This window comes from Flavobacterium sp. CFS9, assembly GCF_041154745.1.
Lineage (GTDB): Bacteria > Bacteroidota > Bacteroidia > Flavobacteriales > Flavobacteriaceae > Flavobacterium.
In genome coordinates this window covers 1509645-1530033 of sequence record NZ_AP031573.1, presented here as the reverse complement: position 1 = coordinate 1530033, position 20389 = coordinate 1509645, and the positions used below count along the sequence as shown (strand labels likewise).

The window sequence follows — 20389 nt, the reverse complement described above, 5'->3', positions numbered from 1 at the left end:
AGTCGCAGTTTTTAGTCGCAGTTTTCAGCTGTAAACTGAAAACTGTGACTGCGACTAAAATATTATATAAAGCTTCTGTAAACTGTATTTCTTAATCCTACTTCTAATACCAACAAAAAGGCAGCGAGTAAAACAAATACTCTGTACTTTTCGTCGTAATCGTAGAATTTTAGTTCCTGTATTTCGGTAGTTTCGAGTTTATTGATGGCACTGTATATTTCGGCTAATCGATTGTTGCTGGTAGCTCTAAAGTAAGTTCCGTCTGTTTTACGGGCAATACTTTTCATCAATTGTTCGTCGATTTCTACTTTTTGCATTTTAAACAGGAAGCCTCCGTTTGGTGCGTATGCGTATGGAGAAGGAGCCATTCCGTTGGTACCAATTCCGATAGTGTACACCTTTATTCCGTATTGTTTTGCAATGTCAGAAGCCGTTTCAGGCTCGATAAAACCGGCATTGTTCACTCCATCCGTCATTAGAATAATCACACGGCTTTTTGCTTTACTGTCTTTTAAACGGTTCACAGCGGTTGCCAGTCCCATTCCAATTCCCGTTCCGTCTTGTAGAACCGTATCGTATTTGATTCCTTTGATAGCTTCTAAAATAATGGCTTTATCACTTGTAACAGGAGTTTTGGTGTAAGCTTCTGAGGCGTATAAAACCAATCCGATTCTATCGTTAGGCCTTTCCTCAACAAAATCTGCCGCCACTCTTTTTAAAGCTTCCATACGGTTTGGCTTTAAATCTTTGGCAAGCATACTTCCCGAAACGTCAATTGCCATTACAATATCAATTCCTTTTGTGGTTTTGGTCTGATTGCTGATGTCTACTGTTCTTGGTCGTGCTAAGGCAATAATTAAAGAGCTTAAAGCGATAATCCTGAAAACATATAAACAAGGTTTTAATTTGGTCAATAGCGATTCGCTGTTTTTGAAACCCTGAGTTGAACTCATTTTTAAAGTCGCCGATTGCTGGTTGCGTTTCCAGAAAAACCAAGCGATCGCAATTGGGATTAACAGAAACAACCAAAAAAATTCCGGATTTAAAAAAGTTATCTTATCCATTAGTTACTCGCTTTTCTAAGTTCTACAGAATTTAATATTCTGGTTGTAATATCATTGGCATAGGTGTCTCCTTCTTCGTGTAAAATCAAGATCTGTTGTAATCCCTGATCTTGTTTAAAAAGTAAAAGTTCATAATATGCTTTTGCACTTGTTTTGTCAACCGGATTGAAAACGGTCATGGTTCCGTATCCTTTTAGTCCCTGAACACCTTCATTGGTTTGAAAATCTTCTTGTTTTACAATAATGTTTTGTCCGCCCTGAGCCTCAATAACTTTCAAAGAACCTTCTAATGCTTTGGCCAGGTCTAGTTCTACAGGATTTTTAAACTTGCTGGTGGAAACGGTTATGTAGAAGTTTCCAACCATGCTTCCGTAAGCAAAAAGCTGCATTTCTTTAATCAGAGCCATGGTTTCTTTCGGAAGGACTTTTTGAGTATCCATACGTTTTAAAACCTTTGGCGTTTCAATCAGAATGCCCGGATTTCCATACTCACTTTTTACCCATTCTCCTTCTAATAATTCTTTTGAAGGATGTCCGATTATATTATCTTTTACATAATTGAAACCTTTTGTAACGATAAAGAAGGCAGTAGTGGCAATTAGTAAAAATAAAACAGATCCTACTGAGATCGCAATACGTTTGTTGCGTTTCTTTAACAGCTGAAGTTTTATTTGTTTTTGTTTTTGTGCTTCGTTCAACAATTGATCCTCTTCTTCTGCCGTCACTTCGGTTGGAATAGCATTATCAAGTGTCAGGATTACTTTCTGAATTTTATTTCGGTCTTCTGTAATTTCGAATTCTAAAGGTTTAGATTTTGCAAATTTTACCAAATCCGCCTGACGTAAAACACGTTCTAAATTTTCAACGGTTTCCGGTGTCAGCGTCATTTTCTTTTTGGTAGAAGCGGTTCTAATTGCTTGAATCAATTCTGAAGTGGTACTTTCCATTGCCGGAATATGAATGGCCTCCTCGATATAGTTTCGGGCAATATCCGTCAATTCACTGTAATATTCTTTAATTTCTCCTTTTTGTACGAGTTCTTTTTGCTCCAGATTGTTCAGTAAACTTGTCGCTTTTTCGATAGGAGTTTTATAAACTTCCTCTTCGATCTTTTTCTTTTGGTGTTTCTTAAGATACCAATAAACAAAGGCTCCGATGGCAAGAATTACAATCAGAATCAAAACATAAATCCACCAGTTGCCAATCCCATTGTCTGCCGGAGTAATGTCTTTGATGTCGTACATTTTTTGTTGTAACGTATCGACTTTTACATTGGCCACTTCAACACGAATTGAATCTGTTGCGTAAGGCTTCTTGTCAATTAAAATTTTAATAGACGGAATGGTATATTTTCCGGAATCAAATTGGGTTAATCCGTATTTTTTGATCAGTTCATAAGTGTCATTTTTCTTAACCGTATCGATAGGATAGGATTGAATAACCTCTAACGGACCAATGTTTTTTAGTTTAGGAAAAACAACCTTAGATTTTGAACTTACAACTGTTTTAAGAGTTAGTTTAAATTCGGCACCAATTTTATTTTTTGTAGTATCAATGCTTGTCTCAACTTGTTTTTGTTGCGCAAAAACAGCTGAGGAAAGTAAAAATAAAAATATGTAAAATTTTAATTTCATTGGGATTAACGATTGCAGATTAACGATTTTTGATTTCGGATTTTGTCCGAAACGGATAGGGATGTACTATTTTCCTAAAAAATCTAATCTTTTATTTTTTATGAACTATTTTTTGATGTTTTGATGCTTGTTACAAATATTGAAATTAATTCATTTACTTCTGTCTTTGCTTTCGTTAGATTTTCTAAATCTGTTGATAAATTTGCTTTTTCAATTATTTTCAGACAGACGTAGGTTTCTCTTAGTTCTTTCAGGCAAATTCCCATTTTATGAACAAAATCTTTTTTGCTTTCTGCACTTTGTGCTTCACCATAATTTAAAGCTGGTGATGTACTCGATCTTGTTATTTGTGTCAGTAAATGGTTTCCGGCGTAATTTTTTTAAAATTTAATAGTTAATGATATTATGCTTGCTGCAAAATCAATAAGTCTGTTTTCTAATTCTTGTTTAGTCATTTCTTGAATCTTAGTTATCCCACCCCTTCATAAATCAAAAATCGTTAATCAGATATCTAAAATCACCTTGATTTAAAGTAGCCTAATAATTTGGTCACGTAATTTTCGTCGACTCTTGTATTTACGACGCCAGCTCCGGATTTACTAAAAATATCCTTGAAATAATTCACTCTGTCCTGATAGTGTTTTTCGTAATTCAGTCGTACTGTTTTTGAGCCGGTATTCACCAATTGAATTTTCCCTGTTTCAGCATCGAGCATACTTACCATTCCTAGATTCGGAATTTTTTCCTCGCGGATATCGTACACACGAACCCCGGTGATATCATGCTTTTTAGAAGCAATTTTTAAAGTCTGCTCATAATTTTCAGACATGAAATCGGAGATCATAAAAACGATGGCTTTCTTTTTTTGAGTTCCGGACAGGAATTTCAAAGCTTGCGAAATATCAGTTTTATGACTCTTTGGTTCAAATTCAATTAACTCACGAATGATTCGAAGCACATGAGAGCGGCCTTTTTTTGGGGGAATATACAACTCTACATTGTCAGAGAATAATATTAAACCAATTTTATCATTATTTTGTGTAGCCGAAAAAGCCATCGTTGCCGCAATTTCGGTGACGATGTCTTTTTTAAATTGACTTTTTGAGCCAAAACCTTCAGAACCCGAGATGTCTACCATTAAAACCATGGTTAGTTCACGTTCTTCTTCAAAAACTTTTACGTGAGCTTCGTTGTAGCGCGCCGTTACATTCCAATCGATGTTACGAATATCATCGCCATATTGGTATTGACGTACTTCACTAAAAGTCATTCCTCGTCCTTTGAAGGAAGAGTGGTATTCTCCCGAAAAGATATGATTACTCAGTCTTTTGGTTTTGATTTCTATTTTCCGTACTTTTTTTAAAAGCTCTTTTGTATCCATTTTATTTGTTTAAAGTTTAAAGTTTAAAAGTTTCAAGTTAGTCTTGCGACAACCTGAAACCTGAAACTTGAAACAAATTTTTAAGGTACCTCAATCTCGTTTACGATTTTGTTGATAATGTCTACAGAAGTAATGTTTTCGGCTTCAGCCTCATAAGTGATACCAACTCTGTGACGCAGAACATCGTGTACAACTGCACGAACATCTTCAGGAATTACATAACCACGACGTTTGATGAAAGCGTAACATTTTGCTGCATTAGCTAAATTGATACTTCCACGTGGTGATGCTCCAAAGCTGATAAGAGGTTTTAAGTCGGCAAGCTTGTACTTTTCCGGATAACGGGTAGCAAAGATGATATCTAAGATGTATTTTTCTATTTTTTCGTCCATGTAAACTTCACGAACAGCTTCCTGCGCACGCAAGATTTGTTCAACAGAAACTACTGGATTTACTTTTTCGTAACTCCCTTTTAAGTTTTGACGAATTACAAAACGCTCCTCGTCAATTTTTGGATAATCAATTACAGTTTTAAGCATAAAACGATCGACCTGTGCTTCAGGAAGCTGGTAAGTTCCTTCTTGTTCCACCGGGTTTTGAGTAGCAAGAACTAAAAACGGACGATCTAGTTTGAAGGTGGTATCGCCAATAGTAACCTGCTTTTCCTGCATTGCCTCTAAGAGTGCTGATTGCACTTTTGCCGGAGCACGGTTAATCTCATCGGCAAGAACGAAATTAGCGAAGATAGGACCTTTTTTAATGGAGAATTCGTTGGCTTTAATGTTGTAAATCATTGTTCCGATAACATCGGCAGGTAATAAGTCAGGAGTAAACTGAATACGGCTGAACGATCCCTGAACGGCTTGCGACAAAGTATTAATCGCTAAAGTTTTGGCTAATCCCGGAACACCTTCAAGTAAAATGTGTCCTTGCCCCAAAAGTCCGATTAGTAAACGCTCGACCATATGTTTTTGGCCCACAATAACTTTGTTCATTTCCATTGTAAGAAGGTCTATAAAAGCACTTTCTCTTTCAATTTTGTCATTTATCGCTCTAATGTCTAAAGTCGTTGTATTTTCTTCCATATAAATATTTTTAAAACCTTGAATTTTATGCCTAACTTTTGAGAGTGCAAATTGAATATTTTTTGAGAAGTAAGATGTTAAAAAATGGTTAAAACTTCGACCAAAGACCTAATTTTAAGGACGAATTGGGAATCTATTTTTATATTTTTAAGAACTTTGGTGATTATGCTTCAGAAAAGCATATTTATTACCAAAAATAACGCAATAAAACCATGAGTAAAACAGCATTATCGCCTATTATTTCGGGCACTATGAATTGGGGTGTATGGGATAAAAACCTAACGCTTAAAGAAATGGAAAACATGATACAGATCTGTATCGAAAACAAAATTACTACTTTTGATCACGCTGATATTTACGGAGCTTATACTACTGAAGCGGATTTTGGAAAAGCATTTCAGGCCAGTAAAATTTCGCGTGAAAAATTACAATTAATCACCAAATGCGGTATTCAGATGATTGCCGAAAGCCGTAAAAATACAATCAAACATTACGACTACTCTAAAGAATATATTGTGTGGTCTGTCGAAGAATCACTGAAGAAATTAAAGACAGATTATGTGGACGTTTTTTTACTGCACAGACCTAGTCCGTTGATGCAGGCCGATGAAATTGCGGAAGCCGTTGAAAAGTTAAAATCGGAAGGAAAAATTATTGATTTCGGACTATCGAATTTTACAAGTTCTCAAACCGAATTGATTCGCCAGAAAACCGAAGTGAGTTACAATCAGGTGCAATTTTCGGCTACGAATTTCGAACCGATGGTGGACGGAAGTTTTGATTATATGCAGACTCACGGAATCCGTCCGTTGTCATGGAATCCGCTTGGAACAGTTTTTAGAGAAGACACCAAAAAAACACGTCGTTTAAAAAAGCTGTTTTCGGATTTAGTGAAGAAATACGGATTTGGCTCGGATACCCTTTTATTGGCTTGGATTTTAAAACACCCTGCTAACGTAATTCCGATTGCGGGAACAGTTAATATCGCCAGAATTCAGTCGTTGATGAAAGCAGTGGAATTGGAAATGGATAAAGAAGACTGGTTTGCGATCTGGACAGAAAGTATGGGTGATGATGTTGCTTAATTTTTTTAAGTTTTCAGTCGCAGTTTTGAGTATTCAGGGAAAATGCTAAAAATATTTTGCCACAGATTAATGGATTTGAGATGATTGATTAGTTATTGAAAAACTTTTAATCTGTGCGATAAAAAAATAAACACATAGAAACATACGATCTATGCTTCTATGTGTTAAAAAAAACAGTTAAAATGAAAAAAACAGTTTTAATTACTGGAGCCACAAGCGGAATTGGAAAAGCAACCGCGCAAATACTGGCTAAAAATAATTATAAAGTAGTACTTTGTGGAAGACGTATCGAGCGTTTAAACGAACTCGAAAAAGAACTTTCGGAGTTTACGGAAGTACATTCTTTAGCATTTGATGTTCGGGATAAAAAGGATGTTCTTGAGAAAATCGCTTCTCTTCCTGTATCCTTTTCAGATATTGATGTTTTGATTAATAATGCCGGAAATGCTCATGGTTTAGATCCGATTCAAACCGGTGATTTAGACGATTGGGACGCCATGATTGATATCAATGTGAAGGGACTTTTGTATGTTTCAAAAGCGGTGATTCCGATAATGACAGCCAAAAAATCAGGTCATATTATAAACATTGGTTCAACAGCTGCAAAAGAAGTGTATCCGAACGGGAATGTATATTGCGGCAGTAAACATGCCGTTGATGCGATTACGGCCGGAATGCGAATCGATTTAAATCCTTTCGGAATCAGAGTTGGAGGAATTCATCCCGGTATGGTCGCAACCGAATTTAGTGAAGTACGTTTTAAAGGAGATGTTGAAAGAGCTTCAAATGTGTATAAAGGTTTTGATCCGCTACAAGCAGAAGATATTGCAGATATCATTCACTTTGTAGTTTCAAGACCGTATCACGTTAATATTGCTGATTTAGTGGTCATGAGTACGGCGCAAGCTTCATCGACAATTGTTAAAAGAGAGTAAATTAGACTTGCTTAGATTTTTAGATTGTTGGATTATTAGATCTTTGGACTAAGATTAGTAATCCAATAATCTAATAATCCAACAATCCAACAATCTAAAAAAATGATCAACAAACGCCTTTTAATAAAAAACCTGCTCGCTCATAACGACGAGAGCAGTTTTTATGATAAGAAAAGGCAATTGAATCTGCATTCTCGGGAAGGGAAAGGGAAATTCCTGAAGCATATCTGCGCCTTATCCAATTCAAACCCGACCAATAATTCTTATATCGTGGTGGGGGTGGAAGATCATGACAACGAAATCGTTGGGGATGATTTTTTTGATGACAGTCGAATCCAGAATCTCGTGAATGCCTTTTTAGAAAATCCGCCTAAAATTCAATACGAGAATGTTCCGTTTCCCAATCTCCCAAAAGATAAAGTAATCGGATTGGTAACGATTAAGCCGAAAAGGAAAATCTCTTATTTTAAAAAAGGAATTCACACCATCCTTGCGAATAGTATTTTTATGCGACGGGGAAGTAATTCGGTTCCTGTTGAAGGTGAGGTCGAAAAGAACTATCAAAATACAGAAACAGTAATCGGGATCGAAAACAGCTCAAGAAACAGTATCCAGTACACACTTGATGGGGTAATTGATTTTATGAATTTCAGGCACAAAGACATGTCGCCGAAGTACCATGTTTTTAAAGAATTGTTTGTGATCTGTTGGGCAGGAGTTCCTAAAAAATCCAGAGATAAAACGTTCTTATCGCGTGTTGATATTGAGTTGATAAACGAACAGATTAAGCTTTTTTATTCTGCTCAGGATGTGGTTACTATTGTTTATGACGAGGATAGTTTTACCATAACTGAATATGTTCCGCTGGGGTTAAATGACAAGACCAGTTATTATCCGTTGGAAAAGCAAACCATTCATTTTTTTGACAACGGCTATTATAAAATTGAAAGTGAAATGCTTTTTCAGCCCCCTGAATTCAATCGGAAAATGTTGTATCATATTTACAATTCAAATATCGCTCTGCTCCAAAAACTTCAGAAAGGAATCACTTTATCAGGGCGCGAATTAAAAGATCTGGAGAATCTGCCTTCTACTTTTATGATCTGTCATCTGAACGGTTTTGAGGATGCCAAACAAAAATTGATTGATGCCAAATTGCTTTTAAAACCTTTCGGGAATATTTACCTATCGTTTAAAGAAGCACTTCGGGTTTTGCGTAAGATGAAATATGATGTTCAGGAAGGGGCTAAGTAGAGGTACAAAGGTACAGAGTGGCAAAGGTGCTAAGGTTCTGAGATTCTAGGGCTTTTTGGCACGTACAGTTTTGGCTTAAAATTAGTGATATTTTAAATACTTGCTGACTTCATCGTACGGAAATAAAAGCTCTTTTGGGCCGTCGGCATAAGAAGCGGCTTCGTACGAGTTGTAATATAAGAGCAATCCTTCTTTCGTATAAAAAATGTTCTGTGGCAGGTGGAATTTGTCATTTTCGAACATTAGACCTGTTGCATTGATGTTTGATTTTTCAGGAATTTTATATTTTTTACGGAATTCTTTTTCGGCATAAGCTATAAATTCTTTTTCGTTTTTAAAGAGCTGATCGGTAAAGATTGTTTTTCCGGTTTTAGAATGAAACAATAAAGAACGATATCCCTGATAGCCGTGTGCTCCGCCTGTAAAGGTATAATGGTCAATTTTGATATTGATGATTTCGTCTGATTCAAATTCGACATTCCCTTTTACGGTTGCTTCCCATCCGAAAGTTTCTGTTGGGAATTTTTTATGCATTTCTTCGTAAGAGGCGATAAAAGAGGCTGCCAAAGATTTGTAGTCGTTAGCTTTTTTGGGATCTTCTTCAAAATAGACGATCTCTTTTATCACTGAGAAAACTTTTTTATTAATACTGTCCGCTACAACAGGAATATTTTTTGCAATGGGAACGTCGATTGTTATTTTCGGACAGTCCTTTTCGCAAGGAATTGTCGATTCTTTTTCAAATGACTCATTTTCAAATGACAGTTCTTTGCTGCAGCTTACAAATGTTAAAAGCAAAAAGATTAAAAAGGGATAATGTTTCATATCGAAAAGTGTTAATTATATACAAAGGTAAGAAGTTGTATCAGGATTAAAATAAATTAAACGGTAAATTTGTACCAGAATTAAGGATTTAAAATTTATAACCATATGAAATTCAATACTAAAGTAATACATGGGGGTCAGCATCATGATCCTGCTACAGGAGCAGTTATGCCTCCGGTGTACCAAACTTCAACTTTTATACAAACGAGTCCGGGTAAGCCTTTGGCAGATTATGAGTATAGCCGTGCTTCAAATCCAACGCGTTCAGCTTTAGAAAATGCTTTGGCCAGTATTGAAAATGGTACTCGTGGATTGGCTTTTTCATCAGGTTTGGCGGCAACAGATTGTATCTTGAGATCGTTTAAAGCCGGTGATGAGATTATCGCAATGGATGATTTGTATGGAGGAACGTACAGAATGTTCTCCAGAGTATATAAAGATTCAGGAATTAAGTTCCACTTTGTTGATATGACAGATATTGAGAAATTGAAATCATTAATCAATGAAAATACGAAACTGATCTGGGTGGAGACACCAACCAATCCGTTGATGAAATTAGCGGACATTCAGGAGGTAGCCAAAATTACAAAAGCCAATAATATTTTATTTGCTGTCGATAATACTTTTGCAACACCTTATCTACAAAAACCTCTTGATTTGGGTGCGGATATCGTAATGCACTCTGCAACAAAATATTTAGGAGGTCACTCAGATGTAATTGCCGGTGCTTTAATCGTAAAAGATGAAGCTTTAGGAGATCAGCTGCATTTTCAGCAGTTTGCAACGGGAGCGACATTGGGGCCAATGGACAGTTTCTTGGTTTTGCGAGGAATCAAAACACTTTCATTAAGAGTACAGAGACATTGTGAAAACGGAGAGAAAGTGGTAGAATATCTATGCAATCATCCTAAGATCGATACGGTTTATTATCCGGGTTTAGAAAGTCATCCTTTTCATGAAATTGCCAAAAAGCAAATGAAAGCTTTTGGAGGAATGGTTTCTTTTACTTTTAAATCAGGAAAGAAAGAAGATTCGATTGCGTTTTTAGAGAAGTTGAAAGTTTTTACTTTGGCAGAGTCTTTAGGCGGTGTAGAATCTTTGGCCAATCATCCGGCTTTGATGACACACGCATCGATTCCGGCAGATAAAAGAGCTGAAGTGGGTATTACCGATGATTTAGTTCGATTGAGTGTTGGTATTGAAGATGCCGAAGACTTAATTGCCGACTTAGAGCAGGCTTTAGCATAAAAAAAAGGTATAAAAAAAATCCCAAATTCCAATTTGTATTATTTTGGAATTTGGGATTTTTTATTTGGGATTTATAAAATTATAAGTATTGAATATATCCTATATTAAACCAAATCTGAGCGTCGTTTGATTTGTTTTCTTTGTAAATTTTCTTATTCGGATTTAGACCGTCCACCCAGTCAGAGCTAAAAGCTTGAAAACGACCTTCAAGCATTAAATCGCTCATTTCATTTAATTTATAATGAACACCAATTCCGGCAGTACCCGATAAAACGACACCATTTTCACTTGAAAAGCCAAATTGACGGCCATCTGAAGGAGTCAGGTATTTAGGAAATGTAGCTTCGGGACTTCCCAACTTGCCAAGACTCGAACTAACTTCTGTAGTATAATAACTTACCAAGAAACCTAAACTTACATAAGGACTGAAAGCACCTACGGAATTTTCATAATAATGTATTTTCAGGGGAGAAAATTCCAGTTGGGATCCAAGACTTATTACAGTCGATTTTCCTTGCATGGCTTTGAGTTGTCTAACGCCTAGTGTTTCAGGTTTTTTCTCTGTCCATTTTCCAAAGTGATTCAGTTTTGTGCTATTGAATGATAGTTCTGATCTGACTTTGAAATGTTCCGAGAAGAATCTTTCTCTGTTACTGTTGCTGGAAAAATTGATAAAGTGAACCAATCCAACTCCAAATCCGGTATTTCCAAGATTAGTGTCCAGATCGTTTCTTTCTCCAAAATCAGACTGAAAAGTTACAGGGCCGAATATTAAACCAACTTCGTGAGCCAGTCTTGATTGTGCAGTCGATATTGTTGAGATGCCCAGAAAGGCAAATAACGTGAGTATTATAGGTTTGAGCATAGGTTTGGGCTTTCAAATCCCGGCAAATATATAAAAAGAGGAGCAACTAAGAAGTATAAAGAGCTGTATTGATGAATATTTATTAAAAATATTAAAATATTAGATATATCGGTAGTAATTTACTTTAAAAAGCAAAACCTAAAATGTCTTTTTTCTTGGTTTACTGTATATTAAATAAAAGTTTAAGAGAATCGTAAAAAAATATTCAATAAATGTCATTTTCGATTACCTTTGTCGTAAATAACGAAAACGTTTTCTTAAATGTTAATAATCTAATAATCATGTCACAAAGTATTACCGCTTTTATGGATTCGGTTAGTCAAAAAAACCCGAATGAATCAGAGTTTTTACAAGCAGTTTTAGAAGTTGCCGAAACGGTAATTCCTTTTATTGAAGAAAATAAAAAATACCAGAACAAAATGCTTTTAGAGCGTATGGTAGAACCTGAACGTGTTATCTTGTTCAGAGTGAACTGGTTAAACGACAAAGGAGAAATCCAGGTTAATAAAGGATATCGTATCCAGATGAACTCAGCAATCGGACCTTACAAAGGTGGTTTGCGTTTTCACCCTTCTGTTAATTTAAGTATTTTGAAGTTTTTAGCTTTCGAGCAGACTTTCAAAAACAGCTTAACAACATTGCCAATGGGTGGTGGTAAAGGTGGATCTGATTTTGATCCAAAAGGAAAATCAGATAATGAAATCATGAAATTCTGTCAAAGTTTTATGACGGAACTTTCAAAACATATCGGAGCTGATACTGACGTTCCTGCCGGAGATATCGGAGTAGGTGGTAGAGAAGTAGGATATATGTTTGGTCAATACAAAAGATTAAGAAATGAATTTACGGGAGTTTTAACCGGAAAAGGAATTTCTTTCGGAGGATCATTAATCCGTCCGGAAGCTACAGGTTACGGAGCAGTTTATTTTGCTCAAAGTATGTTGGCAACTAAAGGAGATGACTTTAAAGGGAAAATTGTTGCTGTTTCCGGTTCTGGAAACGTAGCGCAGTACGCAACTGAAAAAGCTACTCAATTAGGGGCAAAAGTAGTTACATTGTCAGATTCTGCTGGATATATCTATGATGCAGACGGAATCGATGCTGAAAAATTAGCTTTCGTAATGGAGTTAAAAAATGAGCTTAGAGGAAGAATCAGTGAGTACGTGGCGAAATATCCAAATGCGAAATACGTAGAAGGAAAACGTCCATGGGAAGTTAAATGTGATGTAGCATTACCATGTGCAACTCAAAACGAATTGAATGGTGATGAGGCTAAAGTTTTAGTGGCTAACGGTTGTATTGCTGTTGCAGAAGGAGCAAATATGCCATCTACGCCAGAGGCAGTTGCTGTTTTCCTTGATGCTAAAATTTTATTCGCTCCTGGAAAAGCTTCTAATGCTGGTGGTGTTGCTACTTCAGGTCTTGAAATGTCGCAAAACTCATTGCGTTTAAGCTGGTCTTCTGAAGAAGTTGACGAAAGATTAAAAGGAATCATGTTAGCAATTCATGCTTCATGTGTAAAATACGGTTCGGATAAATCAGGTTATGTTGACTACGTAAAAGGAGCTAACATTGCAGGATTTGTTAAAGTTGCCGATGCTATGCTTGCTCAGGGTGTAGTATAATTTTTTAGTTATAGTTTTTTAGTGCCTCCATTTGTCTTTTTTAAAGATAAATCGGAGGCATTTTTTATTTACAGGAGAACAAAAATCAAATACTTTCGTTTGTAGTATATTTGTCTATCTGAATTTATCAAATAATGAAAAGAAAGTTTTTGTATGTTTTGCTTTTGTTGGTAGTACAATTTTGTTTCTCTCAGAATAAATTGTCCTGGCAGGGGTATTTTTCGTTCAACGAAATAAAAGATATCTCGCAATCTTCAACAACCGTTTTTGTGGCTTCAGAGAATGCTCTTTTCTCTAAAAATATAGCTCAGAACGCCACCAAAATAACCACAACAGTCGATGGACTTTCAGGACAGACTATTTCTGCTTCATACCATAGCGAAGGATTTAAGAAAACCATAATTGGATATGAGAACGGACTAATGATTGTAGTAAATGAAACCGATGGCAGTATATTAAAGGTCATTGATATCATAAATAAACAATTGCCTGCCAATCTGAAAAAAATTAACCATTTTATGGAGTATAATGGAGTGGTTTATGTTTCGTGCGATTTCGGAATTGTACAGTTCAATTTAACCAGTCTCAAATTTGGAGATACTTATTTTATAGGTGATAATGGTGTCGAAGTTAGAGTAAGACAAACGGCTTATTTTAATGGGTTTTTCTACGCGGCAACTTCAAACGGAATCAAAAAAGCCAACAGCACAAATGCCAATCTTATTGATTTTAACCAATGGAGTCTGGTAAATGCAGGTGACTGGAGCAGTATTGAGTCGCTGGATTCGGAGCTGATTGCGATAAATTCTGCAGGGTTTATACACCGATACAACTCCAATTCATTTGTTGGGTTTTTACAGCTCCCGAAATCTTCAGTTGATATGCGGGCTGCAAATCATAATTTAATAATCACGACGCCGGATGTTGTTTATGTGTATAACAATCAAATGGTATTGACACGTCAGATTACCAATACGCAGGTTTTGGATAATACGCTGATTTTTACCTGTTCTAGTGTTATTGGAGATCAGATCTATATAGGAACAAAAGAACAAGGGCTGTTTTCATCAACACTTTCAGGAGCTTCCGCTTTTCAGGGAAATACACCATCAGGACCGGTTCGAAATAATATTTTTTCTTTGGATGCAAGTCCTAATGCGCTTTGGGCAGTATATGGGGATTATGACTCTTTTTATAATCCGTACCCTTTAGATAGTTATGGAGTGAGTAAATATAGCACTTCGGGCTGGCTAAATATTCCTTACTCGCAAGTTTTGGATGCTAAGTCAATTACACGGGTGATCGTAAATCCCGGTAATGAGAAACAGGTTTTTGCCAGTTCTTTCTTTTCCGGATTGCTAAAAATAGAAAACGATACTCCGGTCTTATTGTACAATGAAAAAAATAGTGGATTAGAATCGATTTCGTTTGCGGGACCCAACTATATTGATGTTCGTATTAATGGAACTGCTTTTGATAAAACGGGAAATTTTTGGGTCACCAACAGTAGGATTAAGAATGGCTTAAAAGTTTTGAAAACCGATGGAAAATGGCAAAGTTATGCGACAACTTCAATTCTTAAAGATGCCGAAACAACCAATTATGCCGGGATAGTGATCGACAAAAACAATACCAAATGGATCGCAACGAGTAATGACGGAGTAATTGCTTTTAACGAAAGTAACAATACTTTTAAAAAGATTACTTCCGGTGCTGATTTAGGGAATTTGCCAATTGAAGATGTGAGAGCTGTGGTACTTGATACGAAAAATCAACTTTGGATTGGTACTACAAAAGGACTGAGAGTTTTGTCTAATGTCGGAGGTTTTCAGACTGAAAGTCAGTTAAAAGCGAATCCAATTATAATTATGGAAGACAATTTGGCTCAGGAGTTGCTTTACGAGCAATTTATCACATCGATCGCAGTAGATGGAGCAAATAATAAATGGATAGGGACAATTGATTCCGGGATTTTCATGGTGTCGCCAAACGGTCAGGAAACAAAATATCATTTTACAATAAATAATTCACCTTTACCAAGTAATGTTATAAACGATGTGAAAATCAATAGTGCTACGGGAGAGGTTTTTATTGCGACCAACAAAGGAATGATTTCATTCAAAGGAGTTGCAACAGGAGCAAGTGAAGACTTGAATAATGTTTACGTTTATCCAAATCCTGTGCGTCCTAATTATGCAGGAACCGTGAAAGTTGCCGGGCTTATTGATAAAGCTAATATTAAAATTACAGACATCGAAGGTAATTTAGTATACGAAACTACTTCGTCGGGAGGAACAATCGAATGGGATACTACCGCTTTCGGAAAGTATAAAGTTGCTTCCGGAGTATACATGGTTTTTATTTCAGCCGAAGATGGAAGTGAAACTAAAGTAAAAAAGGTGATGATAATTAGGTAATTTGTTAATTGAGATAATGAGATTTTTAGATTGCTGGATCATTAGAAAGAACTAAAATCTAACCAGCCCAACATCTAAGTAGTCCGACAATCTAAAAATCCAACGATCCAAGAATCTAAAAATCTAAGAAGCCCAACAATCTAATAATCTAACAATCTAAATCTTGCTAGTTAAAACCAAAGCAATAGTAATTTCATCGTTAAAATTTCAGGAAAAAAGTCTGATCGTAAAGTGCTTTACACTTTCACACGGACTAAAATCCTATTTTGTACGAGATGCCTTTTCGAGTCGGAAAGCAAGTCAGAAAATTGCTTATTTTCAGCCCTTGTCTGTTCTTGAGATTGAGGCGATGCATAAGAATAAAGGAACTTTAGAAACTTTTAAAGAGATAAAAACTGCAGTGCCTTTTCAAAGTATCCACACCGATTTGGTAAAAAGTACGATGGTTATGTTTTTGTCCGAGATGCTTCATTATTCCATTCAGGAAGAAGAAAAAAATGAAGCCTTTTTTGTGTTTTTAGAGACGGCATTGAGTTGGCTGGATCATCATGATGAAATTTCGAATTTTCATTTGATTCTGCTTTTGGAAGCTACAAAATATTTTGGTTTTTATCCGGATGTGTCTGAAGTTGAATTTTCTTATTTTGAAATGATTGACGGTGTTTTTACTTTGTTTCATGGAACGAATACTTTGACGGAACATGAAACCAATCTTTTTAAGAAATTAATTGATCTTAAATTCGAAAACGATCAGAAGGTTTTTCATGTAACTGAAAGACAAATTTTACTGAAAATTCTCATTGATTACTACAGTTTTCATTTAGAAGGATTCAAAAAGCCAAAATCTTTAGAGGTTTTAAAGGAGATTTTTTCTTAAATTTTTAAAATCGGCAATCTTTTTTACAAGATCTATTAGAAATTTTCTGTTCGGACGCTTTTTTTAAACATCTTTTATCTATATTCCTCAAAATTCCTTACTTTCGCACCTCGTTTAAGAAAAGTATAAAATGAGCACAAAATTTACTGAATACAAAGGACTTGACTTGCCAACAGTAGCGTCAGAAGTACTTGATTTTTGGAAGAAAGAAAATATATTTGAAAAGAGTGTAAGTACCCGTGAAGGTGCTGAGCCTTATGTGTTTTTTGAAGGTCCGCCTTCAGCAAACGGATTGCCGGGAATTCACCACGTAATGGCTCGTGCAATTAAAGATATTTTCTGTCGTTACAAAACTCAAAAAGGTTTTCAGGTAAAAAGAAAAGCCGGTTGGGATACTCACGGATTGCCTGTAGAATTGGGTACCGAAAAAGAACTTGGAATTACAAAAGAAGATATTGGTAAAACCATTTCTATCGAAGAATATAACGAAGCGTGTAAAAAAACCGTAATGCGTTATACTGATGTATGGAATGATTTGACCGAAAAAATGGGATATTGGGTAGATATGGAAGATCCGTATGTAACTTACAAACCTAAATATATGGAATCTGTATGGTGGCTTTTGAAACAAATCTATGATAAAGGTTTGTTGTACAAAGGATACACGATTCAGCCTTATTCACCTAAAGCCGGAACAGGATTGTCTTCTCACGAAGTAAATCAGCCCGGAGCGTATCGTGATGTTACGGATACTACGATCGTAGCGCAGTTTAAAAGTGTTTCAAAATTTGAAGAAGGGGCAAATGAAGTTGAAAGAGCTTTTAATCTAGATAAAGCTTCTTTCGGATATAATAATGAATTTTATTTCCTTGCATGGACAACAACTCCCTGGACATTGCCATCGAATACAGCTTTGACTGTTGGACCAAAGATTGATTATGTTTTAGTCAAAACTTTCAATCAATATACTTTTGAACCTGTAAATGTAATTTTAGCTAAAAATCTAGTTGGAAAACAATTCTCAAAAGGATATTTCTTAAGTGAAGATGATGCTGATTTTGACAATGTGAAAAACGGCGATAAAAAACTTCCGTACAAAATTTTAGCTGAAACAAAAGGAACAAGTTTGGTTGGAATTCGTTACGAGCAATTACTGCCTTATGTATTACCATATCAAAATGCTGAGAATGCATTTAGAGTAATCGCCGGAGATTTCGTTACTACCGAAGACGGAACAGGAATTGTGCATACCGCTCCTACTTTTGGTGCTGATGATGCTAAAGTTGCAAAAGAAGCAAAACCGGAAGTGCCGCCAATGTTAGTTTTAGACGAAAATGGGACAGCAGTTCCTTTAGTTGATTTGCAAGGAAGATTTACTTCACATGTAGGTGATTTGGCAGGAAAATATGTGAAAAATGAATATTATGATGCAGGTCAGGCGCCGGAGCGTTCTGTAGATGTTGAAATTGCTATTCGATTAAAAGAAGAAAATAAAGCCTTTAAGGTTGAAAAATACGTACATAGTTATCCACACAGTTGGAGAACTGATGAGCCGTTATTATATTATCCGCTAGACTCATGGTTTATTAAAGTAACCGATGTCAAAGATAGAATGTTCGACCTGAACGAAACTATCAATTGGAAACCTAAGTCTACTGGTGAAGGACGTTTTGGAAACTGGCTGAAAAATGCTAACGACTGGAACTTATCTCGTTCTAGATATTGGGGGATTCCGTTGCCAATTTGGAGAACAGAAGACAAAAAAGAAGAAGTTCTTATTGGTTCTGTTGAAGAATTGTATAATGCGATCGAAAAATCTATCGAAGCAGGTTTTCAAAAAGAAAACCCATTCAAAGGTTTTGAAATCGGAAATATGTCTGAATCAAATTATGATTTAGTTGACCTGCATAAAAATGTAGTTGACGGAATTACTTTGGTTTCAGCTTCAGGCCAGCCAATGAAACGTGAAAGCGATTTGATTGACGTTTGGTTTGATTCGGGAGCGATGCCTTATGCACAATGGCATTACCCTTTTGAGAATAAAGATAAAATCGATGAGAATAAAGATTTCCCTGCGAATTTTATCGCAGAAGGTGTCGATCAGACTCGTGGATGGTTTTATACACTGCACGCAATCGGAACTTTAGTTTTTGATAAAGTTGCGTACAAGAATGTAGTTTCGAATGGTTTGGTTCTGGATAAAAACGGACAAAAAATGTCGAAACGATTAGGAAATGCAACAGATCCTTTTGAAACAATTAAGGAGTACGGTCCTGATGCCACACGTTGGTACATGATCTCTAACGCAAATCCATGGGATAACTTAAAGTTTGATATTGAAGGAATTGCTGAGGTTCGTCGAAAGTTCTTCGGGACCCTGTATAATACGTATTCCTTCTTCTCGTTATATGCCAATATTGATGGGTTTAAATATGCTGAAGCTGAAATTCCGTTAAACGAAAGACCGGAAATCGATCAGTGGATCATGTCGGAATTACATACTTTGATAAAATTTGTTGACGAATGTTATGAAGATTATGAGCCTACGAAAGCAGCAAGGGCTATTTCTGACTTCGTACAGGAAAACCTGAGTAACTGGTACGTTCGTTTGTGTCGTCGTCGTTTCTGGAAAGGTGAATACGCTCATGATAAAATTGCAGCCTATCAAACGCTTTACACTTGTTTATTAACGATAAGTAAATTAAGCGCTCCGATCGCTCCTTTTTTCATGGATAAATTATACCGCGATTTAACAGGTTCGACGCAAACAGAGCAATTTGCCAGTGTTCACTTGGCAGAGTTCCCGAAATTTGTCGAAAACTTTGTTAATAAAACGTTAGAAAGTAAAATGCAGAAGGCGCAAACTATATCGTCTTTGGTTTTGTCACTGCGTAAAAAGGAAATGATTAAAGTACGTCAACCTTTGCAAAAGGTAATGATTCCGGTACTTGACGAGAATCAGAGGGCCGAAATTGAAGCGATTTCCGAACTTGTAAAAGCAGAAGTTAACGTTAAAGAAATTGTGCTTTTAGACGATGATTCAGGTATTTTGGTGAAACAAATTAAGCCTAATTTTAAAGCTCTTGGGCCACGTTTCGGAAAGGATATGGGATTGATTTCCAAAGAGATACAGTCTTTTTCGGCAGATCAGATCAATCAATTGGACAAGCAGGGAGCATTGGATATTGTAATTGCAGGAAATACCGTAACTTTATCATTAGAAGATGTCGAAATAACATCTCAGGATATTGAAGGCTGGCTGGTTGCAAATTCAAATGGAATTACGGTTGCACTTGATATCACAATTTCAGAAGAATTGAGAAACGAAGGAATCGCGAGAGAATTGGTAAACAGAATTCAAAACATTCGTAAAGATTCAGGATTTGAAGTTACCGATAAAATTAAAGTTCAAATAAAAAGAAGCGGCCTTTTAGAAGAGGCAATTCTAAAAAATGAAGACTATATTAAGTCTGAGACACTGACTGATGATTTGGTTTTTGTTGACGCTTTGGAAAACGGCACAGAAATTGAATTTGATGACATTAAAACAATGATATTAATTTCAAAATAATATAAGATGATAGATGAAATTACAAGATACTCTGATGCTGATTTAGCAGAGTTCAAAGAAATAATTCAAAGCAAAATACAAAAAGCACAAGCTGATCTGGATTTGATAAAGAGTGCTTATATGAATGATTTGAATAACGGAACAGATGATACTTCTCCAACTTTTAAAGCATTTGAAGAAGGAAGCGAAACAATGTCTAAAGAAGCAAACTCACAGTTGGCGATCAGACAGGAAAAGTTCATACGCGATCTAAAAAACGCATTATTCCGTGTTGAAAATAAAACCTATGGTATTTGTAAAGTAACAGGTAAATTAATCAGCAAAGAAAGGCTTAAAATCGTTCCTCATGCTACAATGAGTATCGAAGCTAAAAACTTGCAGAGATAATTTTCAGTTTTATATAACAATAGGCAAAACGCTCCTTTTTAGGGGCGTTTTTTTTGTTTAATGTTTAAATCGTTTTGTTTAAGGAATGATAGGATGTTAAACAAGGAATTGTATTACAAATTGTGTAAATGTAGTA

Annotated in this window: 16 protein-coding genes; 9 read left to right on the top strand and 7 right to left on the bottom strand. The window is 35.9% G+C overall.

Annotated elements, in window-relative coordinates; translation table 11 throughout:
• Positions 1–62: 62 nt before the first annotated feature.
• From ACAM30_RS06725 to ACAM30_RS06705, 5 genes are all read right to left on the bottom strand, one after another.
• The gene (locus ACAM30_RS06725; protein WP_369617777.1) at positions 63–1064 is read right to left on the bottom strand and encodes a VWA domain-containing protein; all 1002 of its coding nucleotides are present in this window, start codon (positions 1062–1064) and stop codon (positions 63–65) included.
• Positions 1064–2698 (bottom strand): transmembrane domain-containing protein, encoded by a 1635-nt coding sequence (locus ACAM30_RS06720; protein WP_369617776.1) that lies wholly within the window; start codon positions 2696–2698, stop codon positions 1064–1066. The genes ACAM30_RS06725 and ACAM30_RS06720 overlap by 1 nt, the downstream gene beginning before the upstream one ends.
• Positions 2699–2796: 98 nt before the next feature.
• Positions 2797–3054 carry a four helix bundle protein gene (locus ACAM30_RS06715; RefSeq protein WP_369618645.1) on the bottom strand — a complete coding sequence of 86 codons (258 nt, stop codon included), beginning with the start codon at positions 3052–3054 and terminating at the stop codon, positions 2797–2799.
• 161 nt (positions 3055–3215) lie between these two features.
• Positions 3216–4079 (bottom strand): DUF58 domain-containing protein, encoded by an 864-nt coding sequence (locus ACAM30_RS06710; RefSeq protein WP_369617775.1) that lies wholly within the window; start codon positions 4077–4079, stop codon positions 3216–3218.
• Positions 4080–4159: 80 nt separating this feature from the next.
• Entirely contained in the window at positions 4160–5164 is a 1005-nt protein-coding gene (locus tag ACAM30_RS06705) for a MoxR family ATPase (RefSeq protein ID WP_070906412.1), read from the bottom strand.
• 212 nt (positions 5165–5376) lie between these two features.
• On the opposite strand from ACAM30_RS06705, the gene ACAM30_RS06700 reads away from it, so the two are divergent.
• The 3 genes from ACAM30_RS06700 to ACAM30_RS06690 all read left to right on the top strand — a co-directional run bounded on the left by ACAM30_RS06700 (position 5377) and on the right by ACAM30_RS06690 (position 8438).
• Positions 5377–6249, top strand: a complete 873-nt coding sequence (locus ACAM30_RS06700) for an aldo/keto reductase family oxidoreductase (protein WP_369617774.1) — start codon at positions 5377–5379, stop codon at positions 6247–6249.
• A 182-nt stretch (positions 6250–6431) separates the two neighbouring features.
• Entirely contained in the window at positions 6432–7184 is a 753-nt protein-coding gene (locus tag ACAM30_RS06695) for an SDR family NAD(P)-dependent oxidoreductase (RefSeq protein WP_369617773.1), read from the top strand.
• A gap of 102 nt (positions 7185–7286) precedes the next feature.
• On the top strand, positions 7287–8438 hold the full coding sequence (locus tag ACAM30_RS06690) for an ATP-binding protein (RefSeq protein WP_369617772.1): 1152 nt from the start codon (positions 7287–7289) through the stop codon (positions 8436–8438).
• Positions 8439–8519: 81 nt separating this feature from the next.
• Here the strand turns inward: ACAM30_RS06690 and ACAM30_RS06685 are convergent, their stop codons facing one another.
• Positions 8520–9263 (bottom strand): DUF4163 domain-containing protein, encoded by a 744-nt coding sequence (locus ACAM30_RS06685; RefSeq protein ID WP_369617771.1) that lies wholly within the window; start codon positions 9261–9263, stop codon positions 8520–8522.
• A 105-nt stretch (positions 9264–9368) separates the two neighbouring features.
• Here ACAM30_RS06685 and ACAM30_RS06680 point away from each other — a divergent pair, with 105 nt between their 5' ends.
• Entirely contained in the window at positions 9369–10511 is a 1143-nt protein-coding gene (locus ACAM30_RS06680) for a cystathionine gamma-synthase (protein WP_369617770.1), read from the top strand.
• Positions 10512–10590: 79 nt separating this feature from the next.
• On the opposite strand, the gene ACAM30_RS06675 is transcribed toward ACAM30_RS06680, so the two are convergent.
• Positions 10591–11376: a glutamate dehydrogenase gene (locus tag ACAM30_RS06675; protein WP_369617769.1), complete on the bottom strand. Its 786-nt coding sequence runs from the start codon at positions 11374–11376 to the stop codon at positions 10591–10593.
• Positions 11377–11657: 281 nt separating this feature from the next.
• Between ACAM30_RS06675 and gdhA the strand changes: the two genes are divergently transcribed.
• The 5 genes from gdhA (at position 11658) to ACAM30_RS06650 (ending at position 20253) form a co-directional block, all read left to right on the top strand.
• Positions 11658–13001: an NADP-specific glutamate dehydrogenase gene (gene gdhA, locus ACAM30_RS06670; RefSeq protein WP_369618644.1), complete on the top strand. Its 1344-nt coding sequence runs from the start codon at positions 11658–11660 to the stop codon at positions 12999–13001.
• Between the two features lie 134 nt (positions 13002–13135).
• Positions 13136–15418 carry a T9SS type A sorting domain-containing protein gene (locus tag ACAM30_RS06665; protein WP_369617768.1) on the top strand — a complete coding sequence of 761 codons (2283 nt, stop codon included), beginning with the start codon at positions 13136–13138 and terminating at the stop codon, positions 15416–15418.
• Positions 15419–15581: 163 nt separating this feature from the next.
• Positions 15582–16295, top strand: coding sequence for a DNA repair protein RecO (gene recO / locus ACAM30_RS06660; protein WP_369617767.1), 714 nt, complete (start codon positions 15582–15584; stop codon positions 16293–16295).
• Positions 16296–16425: 130 nt separating this feature from the next.
• Complete coding sequence (ileS, locus tag ACAM30_RS06655) at positions 16426–19866, top strand: isoleucine--tRNA ligase (RefSeq protein ID WP_369617766.1); 3441 nt, start codon at positions 16426–16428, stop codon at positions 19864–19866.
• A 6-nt stretch (positions 19867–19872) separates the two neighbouring features.
• Complete coding sequence (locus ACAM30_RS06650) at positions 19873–20253, top strand: TraR/DksA C4-type zinc finger protein (RefSeq protein WP_017497677.1); 381 nt, start codon at positions 19873–19875, stop codon at positions 20251–20253.
• Positions 20254–20389 lie beyond the last annotated feature (136 nt).

What these genes read in the sequence shown, in the direction of transcription:
- ACAM30_RS06725 (WP_369617777.1), bottom strand. Translation starts at nt 1,064, where the DNA reads ATGGATAAGATAACTTTTTTAAATCCGGAATTTTTTTGGTTGTTTCTG.
- ACAM30_RS06720 (WP_369617776.1), bottom strand. Translation starts at nt 2,698, where the DNA reads ATGAAATTAAAATTTTACATATTTTTATTTTTACTTTCCTCAGCTGTT.
- ACAM30_RS06710 (WP_369617775.1), bottom strand. Translation starts at nt 4,079, where the DNA reads ATGGATACAAAAGAGCTTTTAAAAAAAGTACGGAAAATAGAAATCAAA.
- ACAM30_RS06705 (WP_070906412.1), bottom strand. Translation starts at nt 5,164, where the DNA reads ATGGAAGAAAATACAACGACTTTAGACATTAGAGCGATAAATGACAAA.
- ACAM30_RS06700 (WP_369617774.1), top strand. Translation starts at nt 5,377, where the DNA reads ATGAGTAAAACAGCATTATCGCCTATTATTTCGGGCACTATGAATTGG.
- ACAM30_RS06695 (WP_369617773.1), top strand. Translation starts at nt 6,432, where the DNA reads ATGAAAAAAACAGTTTTAATTACTGGAGCCACAAGCGGAATTGGAAAA.
- ACAM30_RS06690 (WP_369617772.1), top strand. Translation starts at nt 7,287, where the DNA reads ATGATCAACAAACGCCTTTTAATAAAAAACCTGCTCGCTCATAACGAC.
- ACAM30_RS06685 (WP_369617771.1), bottom strand. Translation starts at nt 9,263, where the DNA reads ATGAAACATTATCCCTTTTTAATCTTTTTGCTTTTAACATTTGTAAGC.
- ACAM30_RS06680 (WP_369617770.1), top strand. Translation starts at nt 9,369, where the DNA reads ATGAAATTCAATACTAAAGTAATACATGGGGGTCAGCATCATGATCCT.
- ACAM30_RS06675 (WP_369617769.1), bottom strand. Translation starts at nt 11,376, where the DNA reads ATGCTCAAACCTATAATACTCACGTTATTTGCCTTTCTGGGCATCTCA.
- gdhA (WP_369618644.1), top strand. Translation starts at nt 11,658, where the DNA reads ATGTCACAAAGTATTACCGCTTTTATGGATTCGGTTAGTCAAAAAAAC.
- ACAM30_RS06665 (WP_369617768.1), top strand. Translation starts at nt 13,136, where the DNA reads ATGAAAAGAAAGTTTTTGTATGTTTTGCTTTTGTTGGTAGTACAATTT.
- ileS (WP_369617766.1), top strand. Translation starts at nt 16,426, where the DNA reads ATGAGCACAAAATTTACTGAATACAAAGGACTTGACTTGCCAACAGTA.
- ACAM30_RS06650 (WP_017497677.1), top strand. Translation starts at nt 19,873, where the DNA reads ATGATAGATGAAATTACAAGATACTCTGATGCTGATTTAGCAGAGTTC.